Annotated in this window: 6 protein-coding genes, 1 tRNA gene and 1 pseudogene; 4 read left to right on the top strand and 4 right to left on the bottom strand. The window is 38.2% G+C overall.

Going from position 1 to position 22,870, the window contains the following annotated elements:
- The first annotated feature begins 9 nt into the window (after positions 1-9).
- Entirely contained in the window at positions 10-1,206 is a 1,197-nt protein-coding gene (locus OZX59_RS02950; protein WP_277126653.1) for an amidohydrolase family protein, read from the top strand.
- A gap of 154 nt (positions 1,207-1,360) precedes the next feature.
- Here OZX59_RS02950 and OZX59_RS02945 read toward each other — a convergent pair whose 3' ends face one another.
- Together OZX59_RS02945 and OZX59_RS02940 are read right to left on the bottom strand one after the other, a co-directional pair.
- Positions 1,361-2,401, bottom strand: a complete 1,041-nt coding sequence (locus OZX59_RS02945) for a PTS sugar transporter subunit IIC (RefSeq protein ID WP_277126652.1) — start codon at positions 2,399-2,401, stop codon at positions 1,361-1,363.
- A 279-nt stretch (positions 2,402-2,680) separates the two neighbouring features.
- Entirely contained in the window at positions 2,681-4,453 is a 1,773-nt protein-coding gene (locus OZX59_RS02940; protein WP_277126651.1) for an oligopeptide ABC transporter substrate-binding protein, read from the bottom strand.
- A 159-nt stretch (positions 4,454-4,612) separates the two neighbouring features.
- Between OZX59_RS02940 and OZX59_RS02935 the strand changes: the two genes are divergently transcribed.
- Complete coding sequence (locus tag OZX59_RS02935; protein ID WP_277126650.1) at positions 4,613-5,974, top strand: serine hydrolase domain-containing protein; 1,362 nt, start codon at positions 4,613-4,615, stop codon at positions 5,972-5,974.
- 180 nt (positions 5,975-6,154) lie between these two features.
- Here the strand turns inward: OZX59_RS02935 and OZX59_RS02930 are convergent, their stop codons facing one another.
- Positions 6,155-6,910, bottom strand: a complete 756-nt coding sequence (locus OZX59_RS02930) for a hypothetical protein (RefSeq protein ID WP_277126649.1) — start codon at positions 6,908-6,910, stop codon at positions 6,155-6,157.
- A 360-nt stretch (positions 6,911-7,270) separates the two neighbouring features.
- Between OZX59_RS02930 and OZX59_RS09545 the strand changes: the two are divergent.
- Positions 7,271-7,394: pseudogene (locus OZX59_RS09545) on the top strand (type II toxin-antitoxin system mRNA interferase toxin, RelE/StbE family); the annotation flags it as partial.
- Between the two features lie 231 nt (positions 7,395-7,625).
- On the opposite strand, the gene OZX59_RS02925 reads toward OZX59_RS09545, so the two are convergent.
- Positions 7,626-7,699: transfer RNA gene (locus OZX59_RS02925), tRNA-Arg, on the bottom strand.
- Between the two features lie 372 nt (positions 7,700-8,071).
- On the opposite strand from OZX59_RS02925, the gene OZX59_RS02920 reads away from it, so the two are divergent.
- Positions 8,072-22,789 (top strand): DUF1542 domain-containing protein, encoded by a 14,718-nt coding sequence (locus OZX59_RS02920; protein ID WP_277126648.1) that lies wholly within the window; start codon positions 8,072-8,074, stop codon positions 22,787-22,789.
- Positions 22,790-22,870: the final 81 nt, after the last annotated feature.

Below are 22,870 nucleotides of genomic sequence, written 5' to 3'. Positions count from 1 at the left end.
GTAATTTCAATGGCAACTTTATATAAGAATTGCAACTTGTTTGATGCAGTTAATGAAAAGATTCAGGGAAATGCTTGGCTGCTGGTCGATGACCAAGGTATAATTACTAAAACTGGTACAGGTAAGACACCACAAGCTGAAAAAGTGGTTGATTTGCAAGGACAATATGTCATGCCGGGGTTGATTAACGCTCATACACATATCATGCTTGACCCAACGCTTAAGGTACAAGCAGATTCGACTGAAACAGCGGCTACGGTTCAGGCGCTACATAATTTACGTACGTTACTTAAATCGGGTGTCACGGCTATCCGTGACTGTGGTGCCGTATTTGATGTTGATGTTCAGTTGATGAAGTTAATGCAACAAGGACTCGTTGATGGTCCAGAAATCGTACCGTCGGGTAGACCAATGTCGATTGTGGGCGGTCATGGTGATTTCACCGTTGGTCAAGATCATGATCAAAATTGGGGTCACTTAGTTAATTCCAAGGCAGAAATGCGGCAGGCTGTGCGTGAAGAGTTCAAGCATGGTGCGAAGAATATCAAGGTTATGGCTACTGGCGGAGTGATGTCACCAACTGACCGAGTAGATGATACGGAGTTAAGCTTGGAAGAATTGCAAACTGCTGTCAGTGAAGCTCATTCCAAGCACATGACCGTAGCTTCTCATGCCCAAGGCAATCGCGGGATTGAATTGAGTCTGCAGGCTGGAGTCGATTCGATTGAACATGGGATTTTTCTTGATGAAGCACAAGCTGATTTTATGGTTGAGCATAACGTTTGTTTAGTGCCAACGTTGAATGCTAGTCAATGTATCGCTGATGCTGGAGATTTAGTACCAGATTATATGCAAAAGAAAAACTCGCAAATTATCAAAACATTTTATAAGAATGTTGGTATGGCGATTAAAAAGGGTGTTAAAGTTGTTGTTGGTACCGATGCAGGTACGCCATTAAGCATGTTTGATCGTAGTACAACTCGAGAGATGGATTTGCTAGTTAAGGCTGGTGCAACAACGCTGCAAGCACTGCTGGGCGCGACTCGCTACGCGGCTGAATTGTTACAGATTGCTGATCATTGTGGAAGCTTGACAGCAGGTAAGGAAGCTAACTTTTTAGTTTTGCAGAATAATCCATTGGCCGATGTTACTGCAGTAAATCAAGTAGATAAGCAGGTATATCAGCATGGCAAGTTGGTTAAATAGTTAAATACTTTTGTTATTTTGAAAATGCTTTTTCATTAGAGAAAGCATTTTTTTATTAACGTTATTAGTTACAGGTATAAATATTTCGGTTTACCAAATAAAAAAGTCAGCACCTTGAGGCACTGACTAAATAATGAATCCATTGTTTTAGCAATTATTCAAAATTTAAAGCAAAATCTTCAGCAGTAAAGAAATGTAGCTTGTAATTAAATAGGTAATTAGCCACCAAGCCTAAGGCAATTGGCAAGATAAAGAACAGAATTATTACCAAACTGATATTAGCAAAATCACTAGGTCGATTAGCCAATGCTGCTAGTGGTCCAATTAAGCCAGAGAAGCCGAATCCCGCACTCATTGGCGTGCCTCCGATTTTAAAAATGGCACCTAAGCCACCTAAAATTCCAGCATTAATGGAAATTGGTAATAATAGTTTAGGATTGGTCATCAGATTGGCTATTTGCATTTTTGGTGAACCCAAGAAGTGGGCAATTGAGGTGCCAAAGGAATTCACCTGCCAGCCAAAAATCGCTAAAGCAAAGGATACGCCGACAATACCCAGGTTAGCTGATCCAGCGGCTATGCCTGAAAGGCTAATTGCTGTGGCAATTCCGACAGATGAAATTGGCGATACAATTAATAGACCGAATATAATACCCATGATGATTCCCATTAAAATTGGTTGTAGACCAATTAGGTGTTCAATACCAATCCCAATTAAAGTTGTTATTTTTCCTACTGGGATCAGGGTTAAGTGGCCAATTCCGCCAGCTACTACTAGGACGATTAAGGGCAATAATAAAATTGTGTAGGCTTTTAAACTTTTGCCTAGTAATAAAATCACACCATAGCCAATCATAATGGTAATTGCTATATTAATGACGTCACCGCTGCCGTTAACCGTAATATTGCCGTTCTTCATAGTAAAATTACCAGCGCCAGCGATTGCCGCCAAAGCAAGTGCTGAAGTCTGAATCGGTGATAGTTTAGCTGTCATACCCACACAAACCGCGCTAATTGCTGGTAATAATCCTGATGCAAATGCGGTTAATGCGAGGATAAATTGCAATTGCGGCCAAGTTGGTAATAATGCTTGGACTAGTTGATTAACTAATGCGCCTGGAATTAGTGCGACAACGATTCCGATGGATAGACCATTTAAGGTATCTAAACCAATCTTTTTAAAAATTTTCATCAAAATTCTCCTTAAAATAAAAAATACGCAGCTGACGACAACTGCGTGTTTTTTAGAAAAGAGGAACTAATCAAGAAAGTTGAACACGCAGATTGTCTTGAATACTGACCTGTGTGTCTAACTCAATAGCAAATTTGGCACTCAGATCAACTGTCTAAAGTAACCAAAATAATATTTAACTGAAGTGTAATTAACGTTTATACGTGTCGTCATAATTATAATACCTCTCATAATTGCTTAATAAAATAATACTAGAATCTAGTTAAAAATGCAAGCCTAAATTTATTTACTATAACCAACCTTATACCATAGGGTGTGATTGTTGTTGCTGGAAGATGGTTTTAATGAATATCCTGTAACTTGATCGTTAATAGCGGTAATTTGATAGAAACTATCAATCGGAATATTGTATGCCTCTTTATTCATATAAGTTTGCCATTCATGCAATTTTTTGACACGATATTTATGGTCGAAAGCCTTCTGTGAATCAATTTCTTTTAATAATTTATTGTTCTCAGGAGTTACGAAGCGCGAGTAATTTAGGATAGAACTCTCACTATAATAGGATTGCGGTGAAGGATCACTTGGCAAGCCCCAGCCTGCGGTAAACATATCAACTTTGGGATCGTCATTTTGTAATTTATCATAGAAGGAATTAAATTCAATTAGGCGTCCATTAGTTAATTTGACGTTTAGACCAATTTTATGCCATTGTTGAATATAATTTTGAATAATTGGTTCACGTGTTGAGTCACCAGTCATTGCCGCAAAGTTAATAGTCAAAGGCTTACCATTAGGCTGAGTCCGCCATTTTCCTTTTTTCTTATAACCAGCTTTATCTAAAATAGCATTGGCTTTCTTCAGATTGTAAGAATAGCCTTTCTCATTTTTGTTGAAATAGTCGCCAAATGGTGCTGGAATTAAAGTCGGAATGGCGAACTTGATACCATAAGTGTATCGCTTATCAACGGCATCTGTGTTCATTGCGTACCCAATTGCTTGGCGCAAGGCTTTATTATTCATCTTGGAATTCTTATCCATGACATTTTTGCCTTGTTTGGCATCCCATTTACCAACTTTAAATCCTAAATAATAGTAGGTAAGTGGAACTTGTGAAATAAAATTAACATTTTTGGTATTTTTAACTTGTTTCCATTGGGTTGGAATAACTGTGGCAACGTCGAATTTGTGACTTTTAATTGCTTGAGAGGCAGAATTTGAGGCAACTACTTGGGTCACGATTTTATCTAACTTCGGCTTACCACGCCAATAATATTTGTTTGGTGTCCAAGTAATTGATTGTCCGCGAACCACTTTACTTGCTTGATAAGGACCAAAGAACATAGGCTTTTGTCTAATTTTATCGGATGACTTTAACTTGTTAAATGGAACGTCTTTTAAATAGTGATATGGCTCTGCGGCTTCCCAGAAATAACGATTACCACTGTTGTACATGCCAGGCTTCAACTCTTTGCAATGAATAACAATGGTTCTGCCGTTTTCTCCATCTGGCATTTCAATCCCAGAAATCGTTTCGGCCTTGCCTTCGTGATATTCTTTTACACCAATAATGTTTTCGATATTAGTATTGTAGCGTTCTGATTGCGTCTTTTTATTGGCAATGATTTCATAAGGATACTCCAAGTCCTTAGCAATTACTTGTTTGCCGTCTGACCACTTGACACCTTTTTTAACAGTAATAGTGATAGTATTGGCTTTTTGATCTAGCTTTAAGGTAGCTGGCCCTTTGTTAGTAATGCGGTAATGGTCATCAGTGTCAAACAAGGTTTCCTGACCAGGACTGGCGGCTTGCGAGTCGATATCACTAGTTGACAATTCATTAGAAAAGATTCCTGAAAATGGCGTATCAGTTTCTAGTGCAACTTTAAGTGTACCACCTTGTTTTGTCTTTTTGACTGGTGTTTCATGTGCAAATTTGCTGACGGACTTTGATTGATTATCATTGTTGGTATTTTTGTTATTACTACATGCGGCGAGGGTTAATGCCGACAAGCTAATAGTACTAATTGCTAATAAAGCTTTATTTTTTCTCATCAGAATGCTCCTTTTATAATGTTGATTAAAGTGATGATTAAAATTTTAACAGACATTATGAAAAAAGCAAATAAAAATTAAAAAATTGTAATAATACAAATATTTAATTTTTAATAGATGTGGTATAATCATAAGATGCATAAAGGGAGGACTTATTTAATGAAAACCGCAGAAATTAATAATTATGCCGAGCAGGTAATGGCAGAATTTAAGTTGCCGAGTCTAGGAGTTGGAATTTATCATCATGGGGAGACCTTTAGCCACGTCTATGGTGACGGACAAGAAGACACATTATATCCGCTTGCTTCAATTTCCAAGACCTTTTTTGCTACTGCGATTTGCAAATTAGCGGAATCAGGTAAGATTGACTTAGATCAACCTTTAAAAAAATATTGGCCAGCACTAAAATTAGCTGATCCATACACTACTGATCACATTACTTGGCGCGACGCATTAAGCCATCAGAGTGGTTTGCCAGCACATGACTTAATGCGGTTTACAAATTGTAATCAGCAAGATTTAACTTTAGCTCAAAAAGTGGCAGCAATAGGACACTTGGAGCCTAACCATGAGTTGCGCGTTGAAATGCAGTATAGTAATTTGATTTTCGCAGTTGCTACTTATGTAATGGAGCAAGTAATTAACGATAGCTATGGTTCCTATATTTGTCAGAATTTATTAGAACCATTAAGCTTGCATGACACTTACATAAATCATCATGAATGTGATGTTACTAGAATTGCTAAACCTTATTTGCTTGATCATGGCAAGTTGACGCAGGTACCGTTTATTGCTCCAGGTAAAGTTGGTGGGGCCAGTAGTATGCTTGCTAGCATTAGTGATTTACTAAAATGGGGACAGTTCCAATTAAAAACTGCGCAAACAGGTAAAGGCATTACCATGCAGCGTTATGAACCGCAATCGATTATGCAACCGGATCGCAGCTATGGCGGTGCTAACTTTGCTAATTATGGCTTAGGGATGATGATGGAAGATTATCGTGGTTACAAATACTTCTTCCACAGTGGTTCTTATATTGGCTATTGTTCTTTTCTAGGTTTTGTACCTGAACTTGATCTAGCTTTTGTCTTTACTATGAACATGGATTCAACTGATGCGATTTTTGCTTTGGCTTACCAAACTATTGACGCAGTAATTGGCCAGCAGGATAAAGATTGGATTAAAGAAGCTTCAGACTATATGAAGCAGCGTTCTCAAACTAAGCGAGCTAAGTTTGACAAGCATAGAGGCGCCAATCCTCAATCTGTCCCAGCAGATGCCGACTTGTTAGGTGATTATCAGAATGATGGCTATGGTATCGTGACCATTAGCAGCGAAAATGAGCAGCTAATGGCGACGATTGGCAAATGGAAATTCCCAATTATCCAAAATGAGCGGGGCGAGAAATTTGTCGAATTGGCAGTTGATGATGAACTTTTGGCAATCGACTTTACAGATCATGGTTTGGAAATGATGACTGAACCAGCGCTGAAGCATCCGACTGCTTTTGTGAAAGAATAAAAAAAGTCCAAGCAATGTATTTAAATTGCTTGGACTTTTTTGGGCTGTACACTTTATCCTGTTGATGAGTACCTTGTGGTATCTTATTAACAGGATATTTTTTTTGCAAAAAAAGAGGCCATAGCGCCTCACTTATAAGTTGCTATTTCAAGTGAATTAATCAATTTTTTGTGTTTGTGGCTATTCAGCAGTTAATTTAATTTCCTGCAAATCTGTATTTAAAATTTCGCCTTTTACTAAATCCGCAGTAACTTTAGTTATTTGACCAGAGTCTTCATCTGCAGTAGTACCAAGTATTTCGTTAATGTCATCTTCTCCGTTATTAGATATTAAGTTACCACTACCTTGTAATGCAGTTATTTCATATCTACCTGGCTTAATGTCCTTGCCAACTTCCCAGTGTCCTGCTCCTAAAGCTGTTTGGAATTTCCGCTTGTTAGGTGTTGGAACAAATTTTGTAGTTTGGATACTTTCAATTTTGATTTTTTCATCTTTAGTTAGATCAACAGTATACGAAGTAATTTGTTCCATATCATTATCGACTGTAGTTCCTAAAATTACATTAATTTCTTCGTCATTTGATTCGTTATCAGATGATAAATTACCACTCCCTGAAGCTGCCGTAATGGTATATCTACCTGGTTCAATATCTCTACCAACTGTATAAGTTCCAGCACCTAGAGTAACAAGTTTTGCAGTATTTTTCTCAACAACTGCTTTTTTAGGCTTAGAAAAAGTTGTTTTCTTTGATTGTTGAGTAGTTTTACTTGATGAATTATCATTTGAGCTTGATGATTCATCATCTGAACCTGAAGACATACCGCCAATAATACAAAATACAACAACTACTATTAAAACCCAAACCCAAAAGCGCTTATACCAGGGCTTCTTTTGAACATAGGTAATCCCATCTTTATCTTTTATTTCTTTAGCCATTATTATTTCTCCTTAAAACATAATTAATAGTCGACTATATATTTATTTAAGCAAATATAAGTATTAATTAATACCTCCATTTGCTTAAATAACAAATGATTATGTTTCTGGTTTTATGTGGCAAAATGTTATCGCTCTTTTGCTGCATAAATTTAGACTATTCTCAAATTCTGACAAAGATAAAATTAAATAAAAACCACACTGAATCTAATATGAACTCCAAAATTTAGATAAATTAATTTCAGAGTAAAGACTAAAAGGTTATTACCCACAAAAAGTTGACATTCAGGTTAACTATATGCCGCTTGCTTTGGTACCATATTACTGAGGTGATGTTATGTAAAGTCAAATACATTTCAGAATGATTATCTGGTGGTTAATCGTAAACCAGAAATAGACTTACATATTAAACCTGATTGGTTAATATGATGGTGAATATGTGGATTTTATTGATACAGGCTCATATGCAGACTTATTTAAGTAAAGCAATTTTGTAAAAAGTTAGGTTGCTTTTTTGATTGGAAAGTACATCTACTACAAATACTGGTTTACCAGCAACAAAGAGCTTATGAACCTTTAACTTATCGAAATCTATAACAAAAATACCACTCGAATTAACGAGTGGTATTTTTGTTATAAAATAAGTTATTAGTCCAAATTCAGTCCAGTAATTTAAAGAAACCTTTTAATACCGAAGCTAAATTAGATACTTAAATGATCCGGGTGAGATTCGAACCCACGACCCACGGTTTAGAAGACCGTTGCTCTATCCAGCTGAGCTACCAGACCATCGTATGTTTGTTTGTTCTTCACAGAACATTAACTATTATAGAGAAAAGTTCTGTTAAATGCAACCGTAAATTTCTAATTTGTTTTTTGACTTGCTCGTAAAATCACGTTTTGCAAATTTATTGTTAGTTCAGTTTGCTAAATATTTTTTAAAATCGGCTAATTTATGTGCTAGCTCAACAAAGTCTAGTTTGATTAAAATTCGTAAAAGTTTCTCTTTAGTATTGGTAAAGGACTGATTAATTTGTCTAAATATCTTTACTTCATAAGTATTCTATTCATATGTTATGCTGTACCAGTATAAGTTTTTATGTATTGGTCTATTTATTTGTGTGTTGAATAGGCTAGTAATAATATAGAAAGGAAATTTTAATGCTCGGAAAAAATAATTATAACGAACGTTTGAGAAAGATGGAGATGCAGGCTAAACAAGACCGCTTCTCAATTCGAAAACTTTCTATTGGGGCTGCTTCTGTTCTACTTGGTTTTAGTTTTCTTGGACTAAATGCTAATAAGGTAGAGGCTGATACAGTTAGTGCTGATACCACTAACACAATCAAGGCTCAAGACGAGCAATCTGCTGAAGCAAAACCAGCCAAGCAGGCTGCCAAAACAGATTTGTCCACTTATGAAGGTTTATCTGCATTTTTAAAGTCAGATGATCAAACTGGTGCTGCCAAGGATAAAGATACCAATCCTGCAGCAGCTAAGAATCCAGAAAAGCCGCTTTCTGATGGAGATGCTGACCAAAATCAGGATCATCATGATGCTACTAAACCAGACGATGAGGAGCAACCAGACGACGAGGACCCTGAAGGACCCAGTCAGACTGCTCAACAAAAGCCAGATGAAGCTTCTAAACCAGTAACTACTGATCCTGAAAATACTAATTCTTCAATCACTGATGATAGTCAAGCTGCAACTGATCAAAAACCAGCGGTTATCGTTACTGACGATGCTCAAATTACACCGCAGGCTAGCGATGGTCATGTACCAGATCTATTTACTCCTTCTAATGGTAGTGGTAATTGTAAAGTTGACCGTAATAGTGTGATATCTAAGACTGAAGATAAAGAAGTTGATGTCTATGATTGGCAAGATCTAGTTGATGCCTTTTATAATAGCAAAATTAATACTATTAATGTGGCAGCTGATATTCAAGCACCAACTAATATTAATAGTGCGACCAGGTTAATGATTCCAGCAAGAAAATTAGTTGTACGGGCTAAAGATTCCGATGAAAATGATCCTAGTAGTGCCCGTCATATTATCGACTTTCAGATGTTTGAACCAGGAACTTATGATGGTAGCGCAACTGCTCTAGATATTACTTACCAAAACTTAGATATCTATAGTCGAACTTTTTATGGAATTATCAATACTAGCAAAGATAAGTATTCTAAAGTTAACATCAAAAATGTCAACTTTATTGGTTCACAAATGCTCTATGTTGGTCAGCATACTGAAGCTAGGTTTTCAGGCACCAATCATGCGGAAACTGTGTCAACTTATACTAATCCGCTAAATGAGAATGATACAACATCTTATACGATGCAAGCTGATAATCAACAATTATTCCAATTTAGTGATCGAGGGGGACGATTAACTTTCGCCGCTGGATCTACTTTTACTGGAACCACTTATATGGGTGATGTTATTGAAATGCAAGGTGGTGCATCAGGTACTGATACAATTAATATCAATGGTGAGAATGTTTCACTTGCTGCTGATAATGAAATTATCATTGAAAAAGGTGCACAGGTAAAGCTTAATCCAGCAGGAGCTACTGATGTCCCTAGAAATGCTAATGGCGGAGAAAACAATGCTGTTCCAACAGGTATTGCGGTTATTAGTGGTCAAGGTAGTGTTTTAGTTCAAGATGGTGGTCACCTAGAGATTGATGTTGGTGGCTCTGAATATGATGGTGCTAACTTAAATAATCGTCGTGCTAAAGCAATTATCTTAAATGGTAGTGGTTCATCAATGACCCTTGCTGATAATGCTTCAGTAGTAGTTAATACCAACGGTAACATTAGTGATCGTAACCAAAACAGTAGTGGTGCGGGCGTTTTAATCTCTGTTGGTGGTAACTTATCTACTGGTGACAAGGCGAAATTTATTGTTAATGGTTCTAATATGGGAACCTATAGTGGCACCTTAGTCAGCATCGGTGGTTCTGCTGATATTACTGGTACTGATTTTGAAATTAAATTGGATAATGCTAGTTCAGGTACTGGCAATTTAACTTTATTTAGTGCAGGTAAAAATACAGTAGTTAGTAACCCAGAGGACTTCTTGTTAGATGCTGGTGCTAATGTTAGTGCTGCCTTAGTTCCAAGTGGTAGTTTTACCCTGAATTCAGTTCGACTGCGCCATCCCGATGGCAGTGTATCAGATCCATTTAGAATTTTTGGTTTTCATGGTATTGGCGGCGGTAAGCTAAAGGCTGATGAAGCTAATATTGAAGGGATGACGGTTGAGCAAGAAAAAGACAATATTACTCGGATTAACAATCCAGATGGTGTGCGTCGTCTGGAATTTCTCGCTGCCAACATGGATGGTTTTGTGACTATTGATCCAATTTCGCTTGCTGATATTGTAATTGATGAGAATGGTAACGAAATTATCAATGGCTATGTTAGTCAAGCAGAGGCTCTAATTTCGGTAGCGATGCCTAATCCTGCTGATGATGCTAAAATTAATAATCAAATCGACAGTCCTTATCACAAAGAACAAGAAGCTGGCATCAAGTATGCTGCTCAATCTAGTAAGACTGCTGAAACTAGTGGTAATCATGCGGGTAAGTACAAGTTTACGATAACTATTCCAGCGGAATTATTACCTAAGGATAATGGTACTACGCCGCAAATGGCTACTTTAAGTGCCAACAAGGACTTCGTTGAAGGTGATCCATCACTGCCTGAAGCAGAACGGCAAAACCCACAACAAGCTAAGCTGGTAACTCCTAGTGATATTGAAAGTATTTTGGAACAGCAAAAAGATAATGCAGCTCAAGAAATTCAATCTACTGCAAGTAAAGCCAAAGAAACAATTAATAGTATTTTTGGCAATGATGCTGCGGCTGCTAAGCCATATCTTGACGAGATTGACAACATTGTTAATGCTTCAACTAACAAGGAAGCTGTAGCAGGCGATCCTGATAGTGTCTATGTTCCAAACGATATGAGCGCGGTAACGAACCGTAAAGATACTGCAATTAACAAGATTAAGGATCAAGTTAAACAGGCTCGGAAAGCTAACCAAGCCGCGACTATTAACGCTGCTAAGCAACAAGTCAAAGACTGGGCTGATAAGGGAAATGAATTATTAGGCTATCAAGCAGGTTCTGCAGGCGATCCAGATATTGCCAAGGCACTTGATGATGCTAACCAAGCGATTGAAGCGGCTGCTAATGATGAAAATGGCGATCTTGACCAGGCAATTACTAATGGTCAAAACGCAATTTTAGCTGCTTACAAGCAAGCTGCTAAGAAGCAGATTGATAATGACTTTACTAATAAGAATAACTTAGTCAATAATTCTTTAGCGTTATCTAAAGACCAAAAAACCAAGTATAGTCAAGAATTAGCTGATGCTAAGGATGCGGACGAAGCAACTATTGACGCAGTAGATAATTTAAATCCAGATCAGACTAAACCTGCAGGTACATTACAATCAGTTTATGATCCAATTGAGGCTGTTTCAGATTTGCGTCGTTATAAGAATCAGCTCAAGCAAAAGTATCCGGATAACACAGAATTAAATCAGGCGTTAGAAACTACTTCTAAACAATGGGAAGACCAAATTGACGCTGATAAGCAAGATCCTGCTAAGTGGAACGATGATTTGGCTAAGGGTAAGGATGCCTTAAAGCAATTGGTTGCCAAGGAATTTGCCTCAGATTTGCAAACTGAACTTGATGCTGATAAGGACAAGTTAAGCGATTTAGCAGCCGATAATGAAGCTGTCAATCATGCTATTCAAGCAGCGCAAGCAGCAATTGACGATATTGTTAATGCCAATGACGATGATGATGCTAATCAAAAGCATGATACGGCTCAAAAAGCACTGGACAAGTTAAATTCAATTATTGAATTACAAGCTGAAGCTAAAGCTCAAAAGCAACAATATGGTGAAACTTATCCAACTACTGGTGTATCTGGTAACGAGGCTGCGGCAAACAAACCAATTATTGATGATATTAATCAGGGTATTGATAATGCCTTAAATGCTGCTATTAACAACGTTACTGCTGCATCTGATGATGACTTAGCTAATGTAACTAACCAAGGTGTAGTTGACATTGATAAGGTTGGTGCGCAAAAACAATTAGCGCAGAAAGCCCAAGATGTTGAACAGCAATTGAACGCCCTCAGTGGTCACGGTCTTAGTGCGACTGAAATTGATGAGCAAGTTCAAGCGGCCAAGGATTTAGTTTCTAATGAAGCTAATACTGGTTATAGTGATGCGATTACTGCTGCGACTAGCCAAGATGATGTTTCAGGCAATCTAACTGATGGTTTGAATGCTCTAGATGACTTGCTCAATCAACAAAAATTGATTGCTAGTCAGAATGCTGCGATTACTGCTATCCAAAATGCACAAACAGAAGCTAATACTGCTATTGATGAAACTAATCTGAGCGATGAAGCCAAGGCTGCTGCTAAGAAGCAGGTTAAGACCATTGCTGATAACGCAGTAAGTAAGATTAATAAAGATCAGACACCTGCAGCAGTAACGACTGATAAAAATAAAGCGTTAGAAGATATTCAAAATGTAGTCAATAATATTAATAACGACAATACTGCATTAACGACTGCCCAAACAAGTGCAATTTCTGATTTGCAAGCTGCAGCTAATCAGGCTAAGACTGACATTGATAATTTGCCAGCTGATCAATTAAGTGCTAGCCAGAAGCAAGAATTTAAGCAAAAAGTTGATGATGACCTAGCTGATGCGATTGCTAATGTTAATAGTGCCGGTAATACTGATGATGTTGACGAAGCCAAGACCACTGGTAAGCAGAAGATTAATGCTGATCGTGATGCAGCTCAATTAGCAGCTGACAAGGCTAAGGCACTCCAAGATCTCGAGACTACCAAGGATAACGATACCGCTGCAATCAATAATCTATTAACTGACGGTAAGATTAATCAAGCAACAGCGGATAAAGCTAAGAACGATATTAAGGGTTATTATGATCATGCTGTAGCGGCAGTTAACAACGCCAAGGATTCTGAAACAGTCACAGATGAGAAGAATAACGGTATTGACGCTATGAATGGTGTCGTTACTACGGCTACTAACGATGCCGACGGTGCCATCAGTGCCGCTAAGACTGAAGCAACTGATAAGTTAGATACGTTAGCTAACCAAATTAAGCAAAATATTAAAAATAATCCTAATCTTGGTAATGATGAAAAAGACGACTTTATCGGTCAAGTTGACACTGCCCTGTCGACTGCTAAACAGAATATTGGTAAAGCAACTACGGTAGATGCTGTTAATAAGGCTGAAGGACGTGGCGAATCTGCTCTTAATGCTGTAGATGCTGCTGCCAAACTTCAAGGGACTAAGAATGATGCTCTGAAGGCTTTGCTTAATACTTATAATAAGGATAAGAGTCAAATTAATGCGATGACTAACATTGATTCTGATAAGAAGAATCAAATGCTTACTGAGCTGAAGGGTGATTATGATACTGCAGTTGGCAAGGTCAAAGACCCTCAGACTAATACCATCAATAAGGTACAAGCTGAAAAGCAGACTGGTATTACCAATATGGATAGTGTATTGACTAATGCTGGTAATTTAGATGGTGCGATTAGTGAAGCACAAGAAAAGTTAGAACAAGTTGCTAAAGACGCTAAAGATCGAATCGACAAGTCAGATTTAGCTGATAAAGAAGCTGCTAAGAATGCGATTGATGAAGCCCTTAACTCCGCTAAAGCAGATGTTGCTTCTAAGGATAATGTAACTGACATCAATCAGGCAGAGCAAGATGGCGAACAAGCAATTCTTGCTGCTGAACAAGACTCAACTCTCAAGGATGCTAAGGCAAAAGCTAAAGAAAAATTAGCACAATATGCTGAAACAGCTAAGGCTAAGATTCCAGCTAATTTGACTGAAGACCAGGCTAAGCAAGTTGAAACTGCGATTGATAATGCAGTCACTGACGCAAATCAGGCAATTGATGCTGCAACTTCAGAAACTGGCGTCAACAATCAAGAAGGTGCTGGCGAAGTGAATATTGACTCTGTTTTAGCTGATGCTAACTTACTAAGTGCTAAAGAAGAAGATAAACAGGACGTTCAAAACCACCTTGATCAAGCGGGCTTAACTGGTGATGCGCTAGAAGACGCTCAGCAAGTAGTTGAACAAGCTAAGCAAAATATTGATAATGCTACTTCAGTTGCTGCAGCCGATAAGCTGCGTGAAGATGCTATTAAAGCTATTGACAATATTAAGAAAAACCAAAATAATCAGGAATTAAATAATGCTAAAGATGCTGCAATTGCTGAACTTGATGCAGAACTGGGTGATGCAAATAGTGGTGTTTTAGCTGGTATTGCTGCTTTAGCTAAGCCAGCTGGCAATTTGACTCCTGAAGAAGTAACTCAATATCAAAATCAAGCTCAAAAAGCTCATGATGATGCAGTTAATAAGGTTAACAGTGCAGCTAATGCTACTGAAGTTAATAAGAATAAGGAAACAGGCATTAGTAAGATCGATCAAGCCTTAACTGACGCTAAATTGCAAGATAAGAAGAATCAGGCTAAGGCAGACCTTAATACTTATGCTGAAACTGCTAAGACGGCGATTGATGGTAAGGATCTTGACCAAAAGACTAAGGATAAGTTGAAGGGTCAAATTGATCAGGTTGTTGATGATATTAACAAAGATATTGATGCTGCAACTACTGGTTCTACAATTAATACAGCGGAAAATGACGGCAAGCAGAAGATTGATAATGTCGCTAGTTCTGCTGATAATGCTGAGTTAAGCAGCGCACGTGAAAATGCACTTACCAATCTGCATGATAAGGCTAATACAGTACAGACTAGTCTTGATAATGCGTTAAACGACGGTAGCTTAACTTCAGGTCAATATCAAGATTTAACTAATGATCTTAATGATGCTGTTGCTAACGCAGAAGATGCCATCAATGCCGCTAATACAGTTACTGATATTAATCAAGAAGAACAAAATGGTGAAGATGCTATTGATGGCGTTTCAAGTGATGCCAATCTTGATAAAACCATGAATAAAGATTTAGCAGCGTTGCAAACTGCCGCTAATAACGCCAATGATAAGATTGATGAGTTAACTGGGTTTACTCCTGAACAAAAACAGGATATGAAGGATCAAGTTGAATCCGAACGTGCTAAGGCAGCCAAAAATGTGCGTGATCAGCATAAGGCTAACTCAGCTAGTGGTATGAATCATGCTAAGAATGATGGTATTACTGCGATTAACAATGTTACTAATGGTTTTGTTGATAAAAATACTGCCATTGAGAAGTTAAAGGATGAAGCCCAAACTGCTAAGGATACTTTGCAAGCTGCGGCTACAAATCCAGAAGATCCTAATCATCCATTCTTAAATGATACTGAATTAGCTACTGCTAATAATGCGGTTGATACTGCACTTGATACTGCTATTTCTAATATCTTGGCAGCTGATCCAGCTGATATTGGCGAAAATGGTTCGGTCTTTAACGATGCCAAGGACCTAATTAGCAACTCAACTTTACCAGCACAATTGCAAGCAGAGAAGAACAAGCAGATTGCAGCAATTAATAAGTATGCAGCTGAAAAGACTGATTCTCTTGCTGACTTAACCGATTTAACTCCTGAACAAATAGCTGACTTGACTGCAGATCTTGAAACTGCTCGTAAGAAGACGGTTAATAAGATTAATGATGTAAGTTTGCCAGCTCAAGCTACTCCAGCAGATTTAGCTGACGCTAAGACGCAACTGACTGATATCGAAAAGGGTACTGTAACCGGGGAAACCATTGACTTTGGTGAAGCTGGTATTGACAAGATTGTGGCTGCAGCTAATGATTCGGCTGCTTATAACCACAAGCAAGAAGCAATTAAAGAGCTTGAGGAAGCTTATGATAAGACGCAAGATCGAATCAAGAATTCTGGCTTAACTCCTAATCAACAAAAAGACAAGCTTGAAGAAGCAAAAACTGCTTTTAATGCTGCTAAGCAAAATATTATCGACGCAACCGGTGCTGATACTGCAGCAATTAATGCGGCTGCAGACACTGCATTAACAAATGGTAAAACTGAATTAGATAAGATTGCTGGGTTAACTGAAGCAGAAGGTCAAAAGAGTGCTGCTCTTGATAAGTTAAAGGCTAAGCAAAATTCTGCAAAAGATATCATTAATCATTCGCAATTAACAGTTGAACAAAAGCAAGCAGCTCTTGCTGAAATTGATAAAGCCTATGAAATCGGTAAGACAAGTATTACTGACCTGTCTACTGTTGATAAAGAAGGTAATCAATTAGATTCTACGGCAATCAAGGCAGCAATTATTGCGGCTGAAACAACTGGTGAACATTTAATTGATGAGGTTATTAATAAGGACTCGGGTAATAAGAATTATCCATGGTTTAATAACGAAATCGAAAATACAAAAGATTTGGCAGAAGATTTCGATAAGCTAACTGATAAGCAAAAAGCAGATAATCCCGAACTTGTTGCTGCTATTAATACTGCAATTACTGATCTGAATAATGCTACTGATATTGGCAGTGCTAGTGATGCATACAGCCGCGGCAAGACTGCTTTGAATAAGCTTAATGCGATTGAAGAGGTTAAGCAGGCAGCACAAAATGCTAAAGATATCATTAATAACACGCAATTAACTGCTGAACAAAAGCAAACTGCTATTTCTGAGATTGATGACTATCAAACTGCTGCAATTAATGCAATTAATGCTGTTAACCAACCAGCTGGGGACGTTGACGGAATTGCTAATAATATCAAGGATACAGTTACCACTGGTGAGAACAATATTAATAGTGTTCTCAGTCAAGTGACTGAGCAAGCTAGAAAAGAAGCTAAACAAGCTTTAACTGCTGCTTACAACAATGCTAAGCAAGAGTTGGGTAATGACAAGCATAGCAATCTTGATACCGCTTATAACAATGCTTTGGCTGCTTTAAATAGTGCCGATAAGGTTGAAAGTGTCAACCAAGCTAAAGATGATGGTATTAAGAACCTAGCAAACAGCGCACTTGATGATGCAGCAACTAATGCTAATACTACAATTGATCAAGCATCTAACTTGTCAACTACCCAGAAAGATAAGCTAAAAGCAGATGTTGCAGCAGCTGTAGCTGCTGGTAATACTGCAATTGCAGCAGCTGGTAGTGATGCTGAGAAAGTTGATCAGGCACGTAAGGATGCTATCTCTGAGATTAATAAAATTACTACTAGTGCTAATGATCTTGATCAAGCAATAGATAAGGCTAAGCAAGCTCTTGAAGCTGCTCGTAATCAGGCTGGTGAAAAATTAGGTAGTGTAGTTGATGCATCTAAGCTAGATGATGATTTGGCAGATGCAGAGTCAAAACTTGATGGAATAACTAATTTAAATGAAATTGAGGGAATCAAGGATTCTGGTATCAAGCAAATTGCCAATGACGCTGTACAAGCAGCTGCTGAATATGTAACTAATAACTTAAGTGATCTTTCGGAATCACAGTTAAGTCAAATTAATGATGAAATTGCAACTGCTGTAGACGAAGGTAATAAGGCAATTGAAAGTGCTGGTAATAATGATATAGCTATTACTGCCGCTAGAGATAATGCGATTGATAAGATCTTAGGTATTAAAACAGATAGCGATCAATTGGCTACTGATGCAAACGATGCTAAAGCTGCTATCGATCAAGCCGCATCAGCAGCTAAAGCAGAAGTTGATAAGCTAGGTGAAGAATATAGTCCAGAAGACAAACAAAAGCTAAAGGATGATATCGATCAAGCTGCAGATCAGGCCAAAGCAAAAATTGACAAAGCTTCCAACAAGGACACAGTTGACAAGGCCAAGACGGATGGTATCAATAGTATTAACAATACTTTGGCACTAGATAAGGCTAAGCATGAATTGCAAAGTGCGTACAATGATGCAATAAGTAAGTTGCCAGCAGGTGCGGATCATTCAGCACTTGATACAGCTTTGCAAGAAGCGCTAACTAATGTTGATAATGCAACAGATTCAGAAGGTATTGAAACAGCTAAGAATGATAGTATCAAGGAAATTGCCAAAGAAGCTGTTGAAGCAGTAGCCAATAATGCAATTGCTACAATTGATGGTCAAGCTAACTTGTCAGAAGCACAAAAAGATAATCTGAAGAATCAAGTTAATGCAGCTAAAGCTGAAGCAATCAAGGAAACTGACGGAACCATTGATAAAGCCAACGGAACAGAAGCTGTTGGTGATGCGCGAGATGAAGCAATTAATGCGATCAACAATATTGGCACAAATGGAGCTGATTTGGGCGCAAGTGCAAGTGCTGCTAAAGACGAATTGCAAAGTGCATACAATGATGCGATAAGTGAGTTGCCAGAAGGAGTGGATCATTCAGACTTAGATGATGCTTTGCAAGGTGCCTTAGCTAATATTGATAGTGCAACTAAGCCAGAAGATATCGACAAAGCTAAGAATGATGGTATTAATAGTATTAACAATACTTTAGCCAAAGATAAGGCTAAGCATGAATTGCAAAGTGCCTATGAAGAAGCAATTATAGGCTTAGGTGATAATCCAAGTGATGAAGCTAAGAGACCATTTGATGATGCTTTGCAAGGTGCCTTAGCTAATATTGATAGTGCAACAGATTCAGAAAGTATTGAAACAGCTAAGACCGATGGTATCAAGGAAATTGCCAAAGATGTAATCGATCAAGCCGCAACTGCAGCTAAAGCAGAAGTTGACAAGCTGGGCGAAGAATATACTCCAGAAGACAAGCAGAAGTTGAAGGGAGATATTGATCAAGCTGCAGCTAAAGCCAAAGCAGAAATTGATAATGCTCCAAACCAGGATGCAGTTGATCAAGCTAAGAATGATGGTATTAATAATATCAACGATACTTTGGCCAAAGATAAGGCTAAGCATGAATTAGAAACTGCGTATAATGATGCAGTAAGTAAGTTGCCAGCAGGAGCAGATCATTCAGACTTAGATGATGCTTTGCAAGGTGCCTTAGCTAATATTAATGGTGCAACAGATTCAGAAGGTATTGAAGCAGCTAAGACTGAAGGTATCAAGGAAATTGCCAAGGAAGCTGTTAAAGCTGTAGCTAACGATGCAATTGCCGCAATTAATGGTCAAGCTAACTTGTCAGAAGCGCAAAAAGATGATCTAAAGAATCGAATTAATGCAGCTAAAGATGAAGCAATCAAGGAAACTGACGGAACCATTGATAAAGCTGACGGAACAGAAGCTGTTGGTAAAGCACGAGATGAAGCAATTGACAAGATTAATGGCATTGGCACAATCGGGTCTGACCTAAACACTAATGTAAATAGTGCTAAGGAAGAATTGCAACATGCATACGATGATGCAGTAAATAATTTACCGACAGATGCAGATCAAGCAACTAAGGACAAATTAAAGCAAGACTTTGATAAAGCGAATAATGATATCGATAAGGCAATTAAGCCAGAAGACATCGACAAAGCTAAGACCGACGGTATCAAGGAAATTGCCAAGGATGTAATTTCTGTAGCCGTAGATCAAACCAAAGCAGAAGTTGATAAGCTAGGTGATGAATATAGTCCAGATGACAAGCAGAAGTTGAAGGAAGATATCGATCAAGCTGCAGATCAAGCCAAAGCAGAAATTGACAAAGCTCCTAACAAGGATGCTGTTGAGCAAGCCAAGACGGATGGTATCAATAGTATTAACAATACTTTGGCCAAAGATAAGGCTAAGCATGAATTGCAAAGTGCATACAATGATGCAATAAGTAAGTTGCCAGCAGGAGCAGATCAAGCAACTAAGGATAAATTAAAGCAAGACTTTGATAAAGCTAATGGTGCAATAGATCAAGCAACTTCTGAAGATAATGTTGACAAGGCTAAGACCGACGGTATCAAGGAAATTGCCAAGGATGTAATCTCTGTAGCCGCAGATCAAGCCAAAGCAGGAGTTGATCAGTTAGGTGATGAATATAATCCAGATGACAAGCAAAAACTAAAGGAAGATATCGATCAAGCTGCAGATCAAGCCAAAGCAGAAGTTGACAAAGCTCCTAACAAGGATGCAGTTGATCAAGCTAAGACCGATGGTATCAATAGTATTAACAATACTTTGGCCAAAGATAAGGCTAAGCATGAATTGCAAAGTGCGTACAATGATGCAGTAAATAACTTGCCAGCAGGTGCGGATCATTTAAAACTAGACACAACTTTGAACAATGCTTTAGCTAATATTGATAGTGCAACAGATTCAGAAGGTATTGAAACAGCTAAGAACAATGGTATTAAGCAAGTTGCCAAGGATGCTGTTGCAGCTGTAGCTAACAGTGCAATTGCTGCAATTGATGGTCAGACTAATTTGTCAGAAGCTCAAAAAAACGATCTAAAGAGTCAAATTAATTCAGCTAAAGATGAAGCAATCAAGGAAACAGAAGGAACCATAGATAAGGCTAAAGATACAGCTACTGTTGATAAAGCTAAAACTGATGCAATTGACAAGATCAACAGTATTGGCGCAAGTGGGACTGATTTGGATGCAAGTGTAAGTGCTGCTAAAGAAGAATTGCAAACTGCATACGAAGATGCAGTAAATAATTTACCGACAGATGCAGATCAAGCAACTAAGGACAAATTAAAGCAAGACTTTGATGAAGCCAAAGGTGATGTCGATAAGGCAACTAAGCCAGAAGATGTCGACAAGGCTAAGAATGATGGTATTAAGCAGGTTGCCAAGGATGCCGTTGAGGCAGAAGCTAACAGTGCAATTGCCGCGATCGATAGTCAGACTAATTTGTCGCAAGCACAAAAGGATGACTTAAAGGGTCAAATTAATGCAGCTAAAGCTGAAGCAATCAAGGAAACTGACGGAACCATTGATAAAGCTAACAGCAAGGATGAAGTTAATACAGCTAAGAATAATGCAATTAACAAGATCAAAGGCATAAGCACAAGTGGTAGTCAAATTAGTGATGCTAAAGATGCAATAGATCAAGCCGCAAATGCAGCTAAAGCAGAGGTTGATAAGCTAGGCGAAGAATATACTCCAGAAGACAAACAGAAGCTGAAGGCTGATATTGATATGGCTGCAACTAGTGCTAAAGGAAATGTTGACAAGGCTAAGAATAGTGACGAAGTAGATAAAGCTAAGACAGATGGCATCAATAGTATCAACGATACTTTGGCACTAGATAAGGCTAAGCATGAAGCGCAAAAAGAATTACAAAGTGCATACAACGATGCAATAGGTAAATTACCAGTAGGAGCAGATCATTCAGACCTAGATACAGCTTTACAAGAAGCGCTAACTAATGTTGATAATGCAACAGATTCAGAAGGTATTGAAACAGCTAAGAATGATAGTATCAAGGAAATTGCCAAAGAAGCTGTTGCAGCAGTAGCCAATAATGCAATTGCCGCAATTGATGGTCAGACTAATTTGTCAGAAGCTCAAAAAGATGACTTCAAGGGTCAAATTAATGCAGCTAAAGCTGAAGCAATCAAAGAAGCTGAAGGAACGATTGATCAGTCTAACGATGCAGTCGCTGTTGGTAAAGCACGAGATGAAGCAATTGACAAGATTAATGGTATTAATGTAAGTGGAGCTAATTTAGCCAATACTATAAGTACTGCTAAAGACGAATTGCAAAGTGCATACAACGATGCAATAGGTAAATTACCGGCAGGAGCAGATCATTCAGCTCTTGATACAGCATTTGAAACAGCCAAAAATAACCTTGATCAAACAACTAAGCCAGAAGATATAACTAGTCTTAAAGACCAAGGTATCAAGCAAGTTGCTAAAGATGCCGTTGCAGCCGCTGCTAACCATGCTAAAGAGCAAATCGATAAAATGACTGATTACTCCAAGGATCAGCAAAAGCAGTTGAAAGACGAAATTGATAAAATTGTTGCAGCTGCTAACGATTCAATTGATAAAGCAACTAATGTTGAAGATGTTAATAGTGCACGTGATAACGCTATTGAAGAGATTGGTAAGGTTGCTAATGATCAAGATCGGATTAATGGAATCTTAGGTATTTATCCAACGCTTCCAGGAACTTCGGTTGCTCCAAATGAAAAACCTGAAGCAGCTAAAGAAGTTAAGTTGATGCACAATGCTTATCTGTACAACGAAGCTGGTCAGCGTGCAAATGAAGTTGTCCTTAACCATGGTTCAATCGTCAAGACTTACGGTACTAAGCTAATTGACGGTCGTGAATTTTACATCCTGCATGATGGAGATAATGTTTACTACTTGGCAACTGGCAATGTACTCAGCACCAAGCGGACATTGACCCATAATTCGTATGTATACAATAAGTATGGCAAACGTGTTGGCAAGCAAGTTCTGCCAAAGGGTAGTGATATTGATACTTATGGTAGTGCAATTACTATTCGTGGTCAGAAATACTACGTCATTGGAAATGGCCAATACGTCAAGGCTGCCAATCTCGTTGCAACTCTTCAACCCAGGGTAGAAGCTGAGGTAGCACCGATTAGTATTGCTCCAGAGGCGGAGCAAAAAGCAGTGATGCATAATGCTTATATATATAATAAGTATGGCAAACGAGCTAACCAAGTTGTTATCAAGGCTGGTTCTAAGGTAACTGTAGTTGGCTTGACTGAGATTAATGGTCGTGAGTTCTATCAATTAGCTGATGGCAATTATCTGGCCGCAGGTAATATTAAGGGACAAAAACGGACATTATCTCATAATGCTTATGTTTATAGTCAATATGGTAATCGAATGGGTAAGCAGGTTCTTAAACGTCATAAGTCAATCACGACTTATGGTGATCCAATTTCCATTCATGGTAAGAAGTATTATATTATCGCTAATGGTAAGCATGTGAAAGCTGCTAACTTTTAAGTAAGATTAATACTAGTGAAAAACGTTTCGTAGAGATACGAAGCGTTTTTTTATATGATCAAAGGGGGATTAATTGCAGGC

This window comes from Lactobacillus sp. ESL0681 (genome assembly GCF_029392835.1).
Taxonomy (GTDB): domain Bacteria; phylum Bacillota; class Bacilli; order Lactobacillales; family Lactobacillaceae; genus Lactobacillus.
The sequence above is the reverse complement of the archived record's forward strand: the minus strand, read 5'-3'. Positions and strand labels throughout refer to the sequence as shown.